The organism is Stutzerimonas sp. R40042 (assembly GCF_026642215.1).
GTDB lineage: Bacteria > Pseudomonadota > Gammaproteobacteria > Pseudomonadales > Pseudomonadaceae > Stutzerimonas > Stutzerimonas frequens.
On record NZ_CP113258.1, the window covers coordinates 1,056,631 to 1,068,931 of the forward strand.

Annotated in this window: 17 protein-coding genes; 7 read left to right on the top strand and 10 right to left on the bottom strand. The window is 62.2% G+C overall.

The genetic code is table 11. The features are described 5' to 3' along the window. Positions 1–79: 79 nt before the first annotated feature. A complete protein-coding gene (gene pmbA / locus OUY36_RS04900; protein WP_063544398.1) occupies positions 80–1,426 on the top strand; it encodes a metalloprotease PmbA in 1,347 nt (448 codons plus the stop codon). Between the two features lie 47 nt (positions 1,427–1,473). Here the strand turns inward: pmbA and OUY36_RS04905 are convergent, their stop codons facing one another. The 10 genes from OUY36_RS04905 to OUY36_RS04950 all read right to left on the bottom strand — a co-directional run bounded on the left by OUY36_RS04905 (position 1,474) and on the right by OUY36_RS04950 (position 8,482). Continuing rightward, on the bottom strand, positions 1,474–1,746 hold the full coding sequence (locus tag OUY36_RS04905; protein ID WP_063544400.1) for an HPr family phosphocarrier protein: 273 nt from the start codon (positions 1,744–1,746) through the stop codon (positions 1,474–1,476). 13 nt (positions 1,747–1,759) lie between these two features. Then, entirely contained in the window at positions 1,760–2,617 is an 858-nt protein-coding gene (gene rapZ, locus OUY36_RS04910; RefSeq protein ID WP_063544402.1) for an RNase adapter RapZ, read from the bottom strand. 15 nt (positions 2,618–2,632) lie between these two features. Continuing rightward, the gene (gene ptsN / locus OUY36_RS04915) at positions 2,633–3,097 is read right to left on the bottom strand and encodes a PTS IIA-like nitrogen regulatory protein PtsN (RefSeq protein WP_063544404.1); all 465 of its coding nucleotides are present in this window, start codon (positions 3,095–3,097) and stop codon (positions 2,633–2,635) included. Positions 3,098–3,106: 9 nt separating this feature from the next. Continuing rightward, positions 3,107–3,415, bottom strand: a complete 309-nt coding sequence (gene hpf, locus OUY36_RS04920; protein WP_063544406.1) for a ribosome hibernation-promoting factor, HPF/YfiA family — start codon at positions 3,413–3,415, stop codon at positions 3,107–3,109. Positions 3,416–3,488: 73 nt separating this feature from the next. Next, positions 3,489–4,997, bottom strand: coding sequence for an RNA polymerase factor sigma-54 (locus tag OUY36_RS04925; RefSeq protein ID WP_110778000.1), 1,509 nt, complete (start codon positions 4,995–4,997; stop codon positions 3,489–3,491). A 148-nt stretch (positions 4,998–5,145) separates the two neighbouring features. Beyond that, a complete protein-coding gene (gene lptB, locus OUY36_RS04930; RefSeq protein ID WP_063544410.1) occupies positions 5,146–5,871 on the bottom strand; it encodes an LPS export ABC transporter ATP-binding protein in 726 nt (241 codons plus the stop codon). Beyond that, complete coding sequence (gene lptA / locus OUY36_RS04935) at positions 5,871–6,416, bottom strand: lipopolysaccharide transport periplasmic protein LptA (protein WP_267932275.1); 546 nt, start codon at positions 6,414–6,416, stop codon at positions 5,871–5,873. Before lptA ends, lptB begins: the two co-directional genes overlap by 1 nt. Continuing rightward, the gene (gene lptC, locus OUY36_RS04940; protein WP_267936998.1) at positions 6,403–6,975 is read right to left on the bottom strand and encodes an LPS export ABC transporter periplasmic protein LptC; all 573 of its coding nucleotides are present in this window, start codon (positions 6,973–6,975) and stop codon (positions 6,403–6,405) included. Before lptC ends, lptA begins: the two co-directional genes overlap by 14 nt. Before the next feature lie 8 nt (positions 6,976–6,983). Continuing rightward, positions 6,984–7,508 (bottom strand): KdsC family phosphatase, encoded by a 525-nt coding sequence (locus OUY36_RS04945; RefSeq protein ID WP_063544415.1) that lies wholly within the window; start codon positions 7,506–7,508, stop codon positions 6,984–6,986. Beyond that, positions 7,508–8,482 carry a KpsF/GutQ family sugar-phosphate isomerase gene (locus OUY36_RS04950; RefSeq protein WP_063544417.1) on the bottom strand — a complete coding sequence of 325 codons (975 nt, stop codon included), beginning with the start codon at positions 8,480–8,482 and terminating at the stop codon, positions 7,508–7,510. The genes OUY36_RS04945 and OUY36_RS04950 overlap by 1 nt, the downstream gene beginning before the upstream one ends. Before the next feature lie 279 nt (positions 8,483–8,761). Here OUY36_RS04950 and OUY36_RS04955 point away from each other — a divergent pair, with 279 nt between their 5' ends. Genes OUY36_RS04955 through OUY36_RS04980 form a run of 6 tightly spaced genes read left to right on the top strand, consistent with a single transcriptional unit; the run spans position 8,762 to position 12,297 of the window. Beyond that, positions 8,762–9,577 (top strand): ATP-binding cassette domain-containing protein, encoded by an 816-nt coding sequence (locus OUY36_RS04955; protein WP_063544419.1) that lies wholly within the window; start codon positions 8,762–8,764, stop codon positions 9,575–9,577. Next, positions 9,570–10,367, top strand: a complete 798-nt coding sequence (mlaE, locus tag OUY36_RS04960; RefSeq protein ID WP_063544422.1) for a lipid asymmetry maintenance ABC transporter permease subunit MlaE — start codon at positions 9,570–9,572, stop codon at positions 10,365–10,367. Before OUY36_RS04955 ends, mlaE begins: the two co-directional genes overlap by 8 nt. After that, positions 10,367–10,825 (top strand): outer membrane lipid asymmetry maintenance protein MlaD, encoded by a 459-nt coding sequence (gene mlaD, locus OUY36_RS04965; protein ID WP_063544424.1) that lies wholly within the window; start codon positions 10,367–10,369, stop codon positions 10,823–10,825. The genes mlaE and mlaD overlap by 1 nt, the downstream gene beginning before the upstream one ends. 11 nt (positions 10,826–10,836) lie before the next feature. Further along, on the top strand, positions 10,837–11,484 hold the full coding sequence (locus tag OUY36_RS04970; protein WP_063544426.1) for an MlaC/ttg2D family ABC transporter substrate-binding protein: 648 nt from the start codon (positions 10,837–10,839) through the stop codon (positions 11,482–11,484). Next, positions 11,477–11,809, top strand: coding sequence for an STAS domain-containing protein (locus tag OUY36_RS04975; protein ID WP_110777994.1), 333 nt, complete (start codon positions 11,477–11,479; stop codon positions 11,807–11,809). The genes OUY36_RS04970 and OUY36_RS04975 overlap by 8 nt, the downstream gene beginning before the upstream one ends. Beyond that, positions 11,806–12,297 (top strand): phosphate-starvation-inducible protein PsiE, encoded by a 492-nt coding sequence (locus OUY36_RS04980; RefSeq protein WP_102840576.1) that lies wholly within the window; start codon positions 11,806–11,808, stop codon positions 12,295–12,297. Before OUY36_RS04975 ends, OUY36_RS04980 begins: the two co-directional genes overlap by 4 nt. The last annotated feature ends 4 nt before the right edge of the window (positions 12,298–12,301 follow it).

The window sequence follows — 12,301 nt, forward strand, 5'->3', positions numbered from 1 at the left end:
CAGCAGCCCCGGCAGCCGGCTCAGCGTAGCTGATGTCGGGCTGCTACTTGAATCGTTTGCAGTGGTTTTGGGAGAGCTTATGAGTGAAGTAGAGGGCATCGGACCGCATGCGCTGCCCGGCTTGCGCGATAAGGTCGAGCGCATCATCGAAGAGGCGCGTCGGCAGGGCGCCAGCGCCAGTGAGGTTTCGGTTTCGATGGAGCAGGGCCTGTCCACCACGGTGCGTCAAGGCGAGGTGGAAACGGTCGAGTACAATCGCGACCAGGGCTTCGGTATTACGCTCTATGTCGGCCAGAGCAAGGGCTCGGCCAGCACCACCGGCAGCGGAGATGCCGCCATTCGGGAAACCGTGGCGGCCGCCTTGGCCATTGCCAGGCATGCGTCGGAGGACGAGTTCGCCGGCCTGGCTGATGCCTCGCTGATGGCGCGCGAGCTACCCGAACTCGACCTCTACCACCCGTGGGCGATCACTCCCGAACAGGCGATCGAGCAGGCGCTGAGCTGTGAAGGTGCGGCCTTCGCCTTCGACCAGCGGATTCGCAACGCCGACGGCACCAGCCTCAACACCCATCAGGGCTGCCGGGCCTACGGCAACAGCAACGGCTTCATCGGCGGTTATTGCAGCAGCCGGCACAGTCTGAGCTGCGTGATGATCGCTGAAAGCGATGGGCAGATGCAGCGGGACTATTTCTATGACGTGAACCGGATCGGCGAGGCGCTGATCGATCCGCTGACCATCGGTCAGCGTGCGGCTGAGCGAGCAGTTCGGCGGCTGGGCGCGCGTCCGATCCCGACCTGCGAGGTGCCGGTGCTGTTCGCGCCGGAGCTGGCTACCGGGCTGTTCAGCCATTTCATCGCAGCGATTTCCGGTGGCAACCTCTACCGCAAGGCATCGTACCTGGAAGGCGCGCTGGGGCAGACGCTATTCCCCGAGTGGCTGAGCCTGGACGAGCGCCCTCACATCCCGCGGGCGCTGGGGAGCGCTGGTTATGATGGCGATGGCTTGGCGACCTATGCCAAACCCTTCGTTGAGGGTGGCCGCCTGCTGTCCTACGTGCTGTCGACCTACTCGGGACGCAAGCTGGGCATGCCGAGCACGGCCAACGCCGGCGGCGTGCACAACCTGTTCGTCAGTCACGGCGACGAGGATCAGGCAGCACTGATCCGTCAGATGGGGCGCGGGCTGCTGGTAACGGAACTGATGGGGCAGGGGCTGAATCTGGTGACCGGGGACTACTCGCGCGGTGCAGGCGGCTACTGGGTCGAGAATGGCGAGATACAGTTCCCGGTGCAGGAAGTGACTATCGCCGGCAACCTGCGTGACATGTTCCGTCAGATCGTCGCGGTAGGTTGTGATATCGAGACGCGTGGCAACGTGCGCACCGGCTCGGTGCTGATCGAGCGGATGACGGTGGCGGGCAAGTAGCCTCGCCCAGCCGGCGCGGGCATCATCCGCGCCGGCCGCTCGAGGCCTTATTCGCCTTCTTCGAAGTAGTCGTCGATCAGTGCGACCAGGGCTGCCAGGGCTTCGTGCTCCTGCTCGCCTTCGGTGTGCAGGTGCAGGGTCGAGCCCTTGCTGGCGGCAAGCATCATGACCGCCATGATGCTCTTGCCGTCCACCAGCGTGGCCGGGCAGCGGCCGACACGGACGGCACACGGATAGCGGTTGGCAACGCCGACGAACTTGGCCGCCGCGCGCGCATGCAGACCGAGCTTGTTGATGATGGTGACTTCGCGGGCAGGCATGGGGCAGGTATTCCTAAGCGAGGTCCCGGTGACGGACCTGCAGATTCTTCAGCGGCTCCCTGAGCGCTTGGCCCAGGCGCTCAGCCAGATAAACCGAGCGATGATGGCCGCCGGTACAGCCGATGGCGATGGTTACGTATGCGCGGTTGCTGGCGGCGAAGCGGGGCAGCCATTTGCTCAGGTAGGCATGGATGTCCTCAAACATCTCCTCTACGTCGGGCTGGGCGGTCAGATAGTCGATGACCGGTTGATCGAGCCCGGAGAAGTCGCGCAGCTCGGCTTTCCAGTAGGGGTTGGGCAGGCAGCGCACATCGAACACCAGGTCGGCGTCGACCGGCATGCCGCGCTTGAAACCGAACGACTCGATGAGGAATGCGGTGCCGGGTTCGGGTTTGTTCAGCAGGCGCAGCTTCAGGACGTCGCGCAGCTGATAGAGATTCAGGTGCGTGGTGTCGATCTTCAGGTCGGCATGGTCGATGATGGCTGCCAATAGCAGCTCCTCGTCGCGGATAGCCTCGGCGAGGGAGCGGCTCTCGTTGGTCAGCGGATGACGCCTGCGGGTTTCCGAGAAGCGCTTGAGCAGGGTTTCGTCGTCCGCGTCCAGATACAGCACGTCGCACTGGATATGCCTGGCGCGAACCTCTTCGAGCAGTTCCGGAAAACGCTTCAGTTGACTGGGCAGGTTGCGCGCGTCGATGGAAACGGCGACCTGCGGATGCAGCAGCTCGGTGTGCAGCAGCGCGCGCTCGGCAAGCTCGGGAAGCAGACCCGCCGGCAGGTTGTCGATGCAGTAGAAACCGTTGTCTTCGAGCACGTTCAGCGCGGTGCTCTTGCCCGAGCCCGAACGGCCACTGACGATGATCAGCCGCATCTGGCCCCCACTCCGCTAGGCGCCATTCTGGACGTCGACGACGACCTGATAGAGGCTCTCATTGGTGGGCGCCTGGCGCAGTCGCTGGCGCACCTCTTCACGGTCAAGCATGCTGGCGATCTGGCGCAGCAGCTCGAGGTGCTCGTCGGTGGCCGCTTCCGGTACCAGCAAGACGAACAGCAGGTCTACCGGCGCGCCGTCGATGGCGTCGAAGTCCACCGGCGTTTCGAGGCGCAGCACGGCGCTCAGCGGGGCGTTACAGCCGACCATGCGGCAGTGAGGGATGGCGATGCCGTTGCCAAATCCGGTCGATCCCAGCTTCTCGCGGGCAATCAGGCTTTCGAATATGGTCTGGGAGTCGAGGTCTGTGAGGTCCTGGGCGATGACCTTGGCGATCTGTTCCAGGACGCGTTTCTTGCTACCGCCCGGGACGTTCACCAGGGAACGTCCGGGGGTCAGGATGTTTTCGAGTCGGATCATGTCTGGGAGTCAGCGGGAGATGGCGCCCTGGGTATGGTCGAGCTGCTTTTCCTTGTGCTTGATCAGCTGGCGATCGAGCTTGTCGACCAGCAGGTCGACGGCAGCATACATGTCTTCGTGTTCCGAGTTGGCGACCACTTCGCGGCCAGCGACATGCAGCGTCGCTTCGGCTTTCTGCTTGAGCTTCTCGACCTGCAGGATCACCTGGACGCTGATGATGCGGTCGAAATGACGGGCAAGCCGATCGAACTTCTCCTCGATGTAGTCACGCAGGGCATTGGTTACTTCCAGATGAACACCGCTGATATTGACTTGCATACTGCTATCTCCTTTGCCTTGTGCGAAGAGCAGGTCCGAAGCCCTGCCGCCGGGACGTTTCGGCCTTGGCCGATCACAGTAATCGTTTGCGCTCGCTGGATGGCGCGATACCGAGCGACTCCCGGTATTTGGCGACTGTGCGGCGGGCTACCTGAATGCCCTGCGCTTCCAGTAAACCAGCGATCTTGCTGTCGCTCAACGGCTTTTTCTGGTTTTCCGCCGCAACCAGCTTCTTGATGATCGCGCGGATCGCGGTGGACGAGCATTCCCCGCCTTCGGCCGTGCTGACGTGGCTGGAGAAGAAGTACTTGAGTTCGTAGATGCCGCGCGGAGTGTGCATGTATTTCTGGGTCGTCACGCGCGAAATGGTCGACTCGTGCATGCCCACCGCTTCGGCGATGTCGTGCAGCACCAGCGGTTTCATGGCCTCGTCACCATGCTCGAGAAATGCACGCTGGTGCTCGACGATCTGCGTGGCGACCTTCATCAGCGTTTCATTGCGGCTGAGCAGGCTCTTGATGAACCAGCGTGCTTCCTGCAGCTGGTTGCGCATGAAGGTGTTGTCGGCACTGGAGTCGGCACGTTTGACGAAGCTGGCGTACTGCGCATTGACGCGCAGGCGTGGCATGGCGTCCTGGTTCAGCTCTACCAGCCAACGGTCGTTGTGCTTGCGGACGATCACGTCAGGCACCACGTATTCCGGCTCGCTCGCTTCGATCTGAGAACCAGGGCGCGGGTTGAGCGTCTGGATCAGCTCGATCACCTGGCGTAGCTCGTCCTCCTTGAGCTTCATCCGGCGCATCAGCAGGTTGTAGTCGCGGCTGCCGAGGACATCCAGGTAATCGCTGGCCAAACGCTGCGCTTCGCTCAACCAGGGGGTGCGCTCGGGCAGCTGACGCAGTTGCAGCAGCAGGCATTCGCGCAGATCGCGCGCGCCGATCCCGGCGGGTTCGAACTGCTGAATGCGGTGCAGCACGACTTCGACTTCGTCGAGTTCGATCTCCAATTCTGGGTCGAACGAGTCAGTGATTTCCTCGAGCGATTCTTCGAGATAACCCTGATCGTTGATGCAGTCGATCAGCGTGGTGGCGATCAGTCGATCGGTATCGCTCATCGGCGCGAGATTGAGTTGCCAGAGCAGGTGGCTCTGCAGGCTGACGCCAGACGACGTGCGGCTGGTGAAGTCCCACTCGTCATCATCGTTGCTGGGCAGGCTGCTGGCGCTGGTCTGGTAGATGTCCTCCCAGGCGGTGTCGACCGGCAGCTCGCTGGGAATGCGTTCACCCCAGTCAGCGTCGTCGAGGCTCTCGCTGCCGTGCGATGGCTCGTCGTAGGTGCTGTCCTGTGTGGCGCTTTTCTCGCTGGTGGCCTCACCTGGGCGGTCGGCAGCTTCGGCCATCGGGTCGGAGCTGTCGAAGTCGTCGCCGTCTTCCTCGCGCTCGAGCATAGGGTTGGAATCCAGCGCTTCCTGGATCTCCTGTTGCAGATCGAGGGTGGATAGCTGGAGGAGGCGTATGGCCTGTTGCAGCTGCGGTGTCATCGTCAGCTGCTGGCCCATCTTCAGGACTAGCGATGGTTTCATGGCAGAGGACTTCAAACCTTTTATGCCGGCGCAACCGCGCCCGTTCCGACATGTGGCGCGCCAGGCGCCAACAGAAAGCAAATTATATGCCTGCCGAGGAAGCCTTTGCCTAGGGCCGATTTGCCGAGCTGCGCAAAAAAAAACGGCTCTACAGACGGAATTCGTGGCCCAGATAGACTTCCTTGACCAGTTGGTTGCTCAGGATTGTTTGGGCGTCGCCCTCGGCGATCAGCTGGCCATCGTTGACGATGTAGGCGGTTTCGCAGATGTCCAGGGTCTCACGGACATTGTGGTCGGTGATCAGTACGCCAATGCCCTTGGCCTTGAGGTGGTGGATGATCTGTTTGATGTCGCCCACCGATATCGGATCGACGCCAGCGAAGGGTTCGTCGAGGAGGATGAATTTGGGCGCAGTAGCCAGCGCACGGGCGATCTCCACGCGGCGACGCTCGCCGCCGGACAGGCTCATGCCGAGGCTGTTGCGGATATGGTTGATGTGGAACTCCTGCAGCAGGCCTTCCAGCGCCTGCTGGCGGCCGCTACGGTCCAGATCCTTGCGGGTCTCGAGAATCGCCATGATGTTGTCGGCGACCGAGAGCTTGCGGAAGATCGAGGCCTCCTGCGGCAGATAGCCGATCCCGGCGCGCGCGCGACCGTGCATCGGCAGATGGGTCACGTCGTTCTGATCGATCAGTACTCGACCCTGGTCGGCATTCACCAGGCCGACGATCATGTAGAAACAGGTGGTCTTGCCAGCCCCGTTGGGGCCGAGCAGGCCGACGATCTGCCCACTTTCGATGGACAGGCTGACATCACGGACGACCTGGCGGCTCTTGTAGCTCTTGGCCAGATGCTGGGCTTTGAGGACGGCCATTACTCCGCCTGCTCCGCTGCCTGCGCGTTCTTGCGCGGCTGGATGACCATGTCCACACGTGGGCGCGGCGTGGTCACATCGGCATTGGTGGCGCGGCCAGCATTGACGATCTGGCGACGGGTGTCATAGACGATCTTCTCGCCTTCGAAGGTGTTGCCTTCCTGAACAACCTTGGCCTGATCGATGAGCACGATCCGCTCGTTGGCGGCGAAGTACTGGATGGTCAGGCCGTAGGCTTTGACGATCTCCTTGTCCGCTGCAGGCTTCTGCTCGTAGTAGGCCGGTTTGCCGATGGAGGTGAAGACTTCGACGTCGCCGTTCTCGTCCTGAGTGATGGTCACCGTGTCGCCGGTGATCTTCATCGTGCCCTGGGTGATGACCACGTCGCCGCGGTAGACCGCCACGCCCTGTCGGTCGTCCAGCTCGGCGGTGTCGGCTTGAACGCGGATTGGCTGTTCACGGTCCTCGGGAAGCGCCCACGCGCTGGCGCCAAGCCAGAATGCGCTCAAACCGAGCAGGAGGGGGAGAGTCTTAACGCAGCTCATGCTGGCCTCTTACGTTGGACAGCAGGAGCATCCTGCCGTCATCCATGTACGCTTTCATGCCGGTTGCAGTGGTCACGCCATTGGCGGCCTCGATTCTAACGGCTTGCTTTGTCTCGGCATAATCCTTCTCCGGCCACACCGTCAGGCGGCTGGTGGTAAGGATCGTCGGGCGGCCCTTGGCATCGGTGCGCTCGACCTTGACCTGATCGATCAGCAGCACTTCGTCGCCTTCGGCCGATACTTCGCCGCGCTCACTACGCACGTGCCACGGCAGTTCGGTGCCGCGATAGGACAGCAGATCCGGCTTGGTCAGCAGGCTGATGTCGCTCGCCTTGATGTGCTCGAGCTTGTCTGCGGTCAGTTCGTAGTTACGCTTGCCGTCGGGCTGATATTGCACCGTGCGGGAATTGATCACGTAGAAGTCGACATCAGGCGTTGCGCCGCTGGCGACGGATGGCTCCTGCATGAAACTTTCCGGGCGGATGTTCCAGTAGCCGACCGCCACCAGCAGGGCGGCGATCAGCGTAAGCAGGGCAGCGAAGCGCATTTTGCGAAGCATGCAGACCTCTACAGATATGCGTTTTGCGCGGCGGCCAGAGTGCCCTGCGCGCGCATGATCAGTTCGCAGAACTCACGCGCCGCACCCTCGCCACCGCGGGCCTGGGTGACGCCGTGGGCGTGCTCGCGGACGAAGCTGTCGGCGCTGGCCACAGCCATGCCGAGGCCAACCCGGCGAATCACCGGCAGGTCGGGCAGGTCGTCGCCCAGATAGGCCACTTCAGAGTAGTTCAGCCCGAGCTCGGCCAGCAGCTCGTCAAGCACCACCAGCTTGTCTTCGCGACCCTGATACAGGTGCTGGATGCCCAGGTTTTGTGCCCGTCGCTCCACCACTGGCGTCTTGCGGCCACTGATGATGGCGGTGCGTACGCCCGAGTTGATCAGCATCTTGATGCCGTGGCCGTCCAGCGTATTGAAAGTCTTGAATTCGCTGCCGTCGGTGAGAAAGTACAGGCGGCCATCGGTCAGCACGCCATCCACATCGAAGATGGCCAGGCGGATGTCGCGTGCGCGCTGCAGAAGATGTTCGTGCATTACATGACCCCCGCACGCAGCAGGTCATGCATGTTCAGCGCGCCGATGGGCAGCTCCTGCTCATCGATCACCACGAGCGAGCTGATCTTGTGGTCTTCCATGATCTTCAATGCCTCAGCTGCCAGCATTTCGGCATTGGCGGTCTTGCCGTGGACGGTCATGACTTCATCGATACGGGTCTCGCGCACGTCCACGCCCTTGTCCAGCGCGCGGCGCAAGTCGCCGTCGGTGAAGATGCCGGCCAGGCGGCCATCGGCCTCGACGATCACCGTCATGCCCAGCCCCTTCTGAGTCATCTCCAGCAGTGCGTCGCGCAGTGAGGTACCGCGTTGCACTTTGGGCAGGCGACCGCCGGTGTGCATCACATGCTCGACCTTGAGTAGCAGGCGCCGGCCCAGTGCGCCGCCGGGGTGGGAGAAGGCGAAGTCCTCGGCGGTGAAGCCGCGGGCCTCGAGCAGGGCGATCGCCAGGGCATCGCCGAGCACCAGGCTGGCGGTGGTGGAGGAGGTCGGTGCGAGGTTTAGCGGGCAGGCCTCGATGGCCACGCTGGCATCCAGGTTCACCGCGGCGGCCTTGGCCAATACCGAGTTGGGGTTGCCGGTCATGCTGATCAGGGTAATGCCAAGGCGCTTGATCAGTGGCAGCAGCGTGACGATCTCGCTGGTGGTGCCGGAGTTGGACAGGGCAAGAACGACATCGTCCTGGGTAATCATGCCCATGTCGCCATGGCTGGCCTCGGCGGGATGCACGAAGAATGCGGCGGTGCCGGTGCTAGCCAGGGTGGCTGCGATCTTGCGGCCGATGTGGCCGGATTTACCCATGCCGACCACGACGACCCGGCCTTTGCACGCAAGGATCAGGTCGCATGCCTTGACGAAAGAGGCATCGATCCGCGCGTTCAGCTGCTCTACTGCCTCGATTTCCAGGCGAATGGTGCGTTGCGCGGTTTCGATCAGTTGGCTGCTCTGGCTCATGGCTGGCGGGGTCGTCCGATTAAAAGGCGTGGATTATAGCGAGAAACCGCCTGTGGCTCATCGAAAATGTCGGTGCTGCTCGGCGACGTTCGGTCGATTCGATCATTGTTGGCTGAACCGAAGCTGAACGAGTCGCCACCAGGTCATTGCTGGAAGCGCTCCTCGGTTGGGCGCTTTCGGGCGCGGTGCTATAGTGCGCCGCCGAAAACGGTCAGGGCAGAAAGTATCCCGGCGTCATCGGGAGCCGTCTGTTTCGCAGACTGCATGCAAGGAGACCAGATGAGCGCCTGCAACGACTACGCGGTCGAGCTGAAGGGAGTAACCTTCATGCGCGGCGAGCGGAGTATCTTCAATAACGTCGATATCGCCATTCCGCGAGGGAAGGTAACGGCCATCATGGGGCCGTCGGGATGCGGAAAGACGACGCTACTGCGGCTGATCGCCGCCCAGCTGATGCCTTCGCGCGGTGAGGTCTGGGTGACCGGGCAGAACCTGCCGAGCCTCTCGCGCAGCGAGCTGTTCGACATGCGCAAGCAGATGGGCGTGTTGTTCCAGAGCGGTGCGCTGTTCACCGATCTCGATGTGTTCGAGAACGTCGCATTCCCGCTGCGCGTTCATACCCGGCTGCCGGACGAAATGATTCGCGACATCGTGCTGATGAAGCTGCAGGCCGTCGGCTTGCGTGGCGCCATCGAGCTGATGCCGGACGAGCTGTCCGGTGGCATGAAGCGACGTGTTGCGCTGGCGCGGGCGATTGCCCTCGATCCGCAGATTCTGATGTATGACGAGCCTTTCGCGGGGCAGGACCCGATCGCGATGGGGGTCTTGGTGCGCCTGATCAGGCTGCTCAACGATGCGCTGGGAATAACCAGTATCGTGGTGTCGCACGACTTGGCAGAGACTGCCTCCATCGCCGATTACATCTATGTCGTGGGTGATGCCCAGGTCCTGGGGCAGGGCACGCCTGCGGAGCTGATGGAATCGGATAATCCACGTATCCGGCAGTTCATGAAAGGTTCGGCGGATGGCCCGGTTCCGTTCCATTTCCCTGCGCCGGCCTACGCCGATGACCTGCTGGGAGGTGGTGATGCGTAAGCGTTCGCTGTTGGATCGGATTGCCCTGCTCGGGCGTGCCGGTCTCGATGTCGTAGCGGCATTGGGGCGCTCGACGCTTTTTCTCGCGCACGCCCTGTTCGGTCGCAGCGGGCTGCGCAACGGATTTTCCCTGCTGGTCAAGCAGCTCTATTCGGTGGGGGTGCTGTCGCTGGCTATCGTGGTGGTGTCCGGTATCTTCATTGGTATGGTGCTGGCGCTGCAGGGGTACAACATCCTCAGCAGCTACGGGTCCGAGCAGGCTGTCGGTCAGATGGTCGCGTTGACGCTGCTGCGTGAGCTGGGGCCGGTCGTGACTGCATTGCTGTTCGCCGGTCGCGCCGGGTCGGCCTTGGCGGCCGAGATCGGCAACATGAAGTCAACCGAGCAGTTGTCGAGCCTGGAGATGATCGGTGTCGACCCGCTGAAATACATCATCGCGCCGCGCCTGTGGGCGGGTTTCATTTCCCTGCCGTTGCTGACGCTGATCTTCAATGTGGTCGGCATCTGGGGCGGAGCGATGGTCGCCGTTGACTGGCTCGGCGTATACGAAGGCTCGTTCTGGGCCAACATGCAGAACAGTGTCGACTTTCATTCGGATGTGCTCAACGGCGTGATCAAGAGCGTCGTATTCGCCTTCGTCGTGACCTGGATCGCTGTCTTCCAGGGCTACGACTGCGAGCCGACTTCCGAAGGGATCAGCCGCGCCACGACCCGAACCGTGGTCTACGCCTCGCTGGCGGTGCTTGGGCTCGACTTCATTTTGACCGCATTGATGTTTGGAGATTTCTGATGCGTATCCGCACTCTGGAGATGGGCGTCGGCCTGTTCCTGCTCGCCGGCCTGCTGGCCCTGCTGCTGCTGTCGCTGCGCGTCAGCGGGCTGAGCGTGGCCGACACCGATACCTATAAGCTGTATGCCTATTTCGACAATATCGCCGGATTGACGGTCCGATCAAAGGTGACCATGGCTGGCGTAACCATCGGCAAGGTCACCGCGATCGATCTGGACCGCGACAGCTATACCGGACGGGTGACCCTGGAAATCCAGGAGGATGTGAACATCCTGCCGGCCGATTCCACGGCCTCGATCCTGACGGCCGGCCTGCTCGGAGAGAAGTATGTCGGCATCAGCGTGGGCGGGGAGGAAGAGGTGCTGAAGGACGGAGATACCATCCAGGACACCCAGTCGTCGCTGGTGCTCGAGGACCTGATCGGCAAGTTCCTGCTCAATTCGGTTAATAAAGAGTAAAGGAGAAGCGAATGATGACTGCCCTGCGTCGCGGCCTGCTGGTTCTGCTGGCCGTATTGCCCATGTTCTCCCATGCCGCGCTGAGCGCGCATCAGGTGATCCAGAAGACCACCGACGAACTGCTGGCCGACCTGAAGGCCAACAAGGAGCAGTACCGTAACGATCCGTCGGCGTTCTACGATTCGCTCAATGAGATTCTCGGTCCGGTAGTCGATGCGGATGGCATCTCTCGCAGCATCATGACCGTCAAGTACTCGCGCAATGCCTCGCCCGAGCAAATGAAGCGTTTTCAGGAAAACTTCAAGCGCAGCCTGATGCAGTTCTATGGCAATGCCTTGCTCGAGTACAACAACCAGCAGATTCGCGTGCTGCCGCCCAGCGGCAAGCAGGACCCCAAGCGCACCAGTGTCGGCATGGAAGTGGTGGGGCGGCAGGGCGAGATCTATCCGGTGTCCTACACCATGGTCAACGATGGCGAGTGGCGCGTGCGCAACGTGATCATCAATGGCATCAACATAGGCAAGCTGTTCCGTGACCAGTTCGCCGACTCGATGCAGAAGAACGGCGGCGACCTGGACAAGACCATCGACGGTTGGGCCGAAGTGGTGGCGCGGGCGAAGGAAACCGAAGCCGGGCAGCAGGCGGCTGGCGATGAGTGAAGCGCAGATCGAGCGCTCTGGCGAGGCCGAACTGCGCCTGCGCGGCGTGTTGGATTACCGCAGTGGACCGGCCTTGCGTGAAGCCGGCCGGTCGCTGATCGCTGGCGGCCGCTCGCCGCTGACGCTCGATTGCTCCGCCGTGGAGCGCTCCAGTAGTGTCGGGCTGTCGCTGCTTCTGGCCTTCATGCGCGATGCCAGGGCGGCTGGCGTCGAGCTGCGTGTCACTGGTTTGCCGGACGACATGCAGAAGATCGCCAGGGTGTCCGGCCTTATGGATATCCTGCCACTGGACGCTTCCCTCTCTGACAAGGAGGCAGTCGTATGAAACTGCGCTGGGCGGAAAACCTGCGCGATGGCGTGCATGGGCTCGCCGAGTCGCTTGGCAATTTGCTGGTCGAGAGCTTCCACTACCTAGCGCTGTTTGCCATCGGCGCAGTGACGGCTTGGGCTGCGGTCATGGCCTTTCTCGGCATGGTCGAGAAGGGCCATATATCGATAGATGACATCCTGTTGCTGTTCATCTATCTCGAGCTGGGCGCGATGGTCGGGATCTATTTCAAGACCAACCACATGCCGGTACGCTTCCTGATCTATGTGGCGATCACCGCGCTGACCCGCCTGCTGATTTCCGATATTTCCCATCACCACCGTCCGGACATGGGCGTGGTCTATGTGTCGGGCGCGATCCTGCTGCTGGCGCTGGCGATCCTGGTGGTGCGCTTTGCCTCCTCGCGCTTCCCAGCCGTGCAGAGCGACAGCGGGCTGTCGCGGCAGCGGCGCGAGCGCGATCAGGGGGCCGAAACGCTGGATTGAGCTC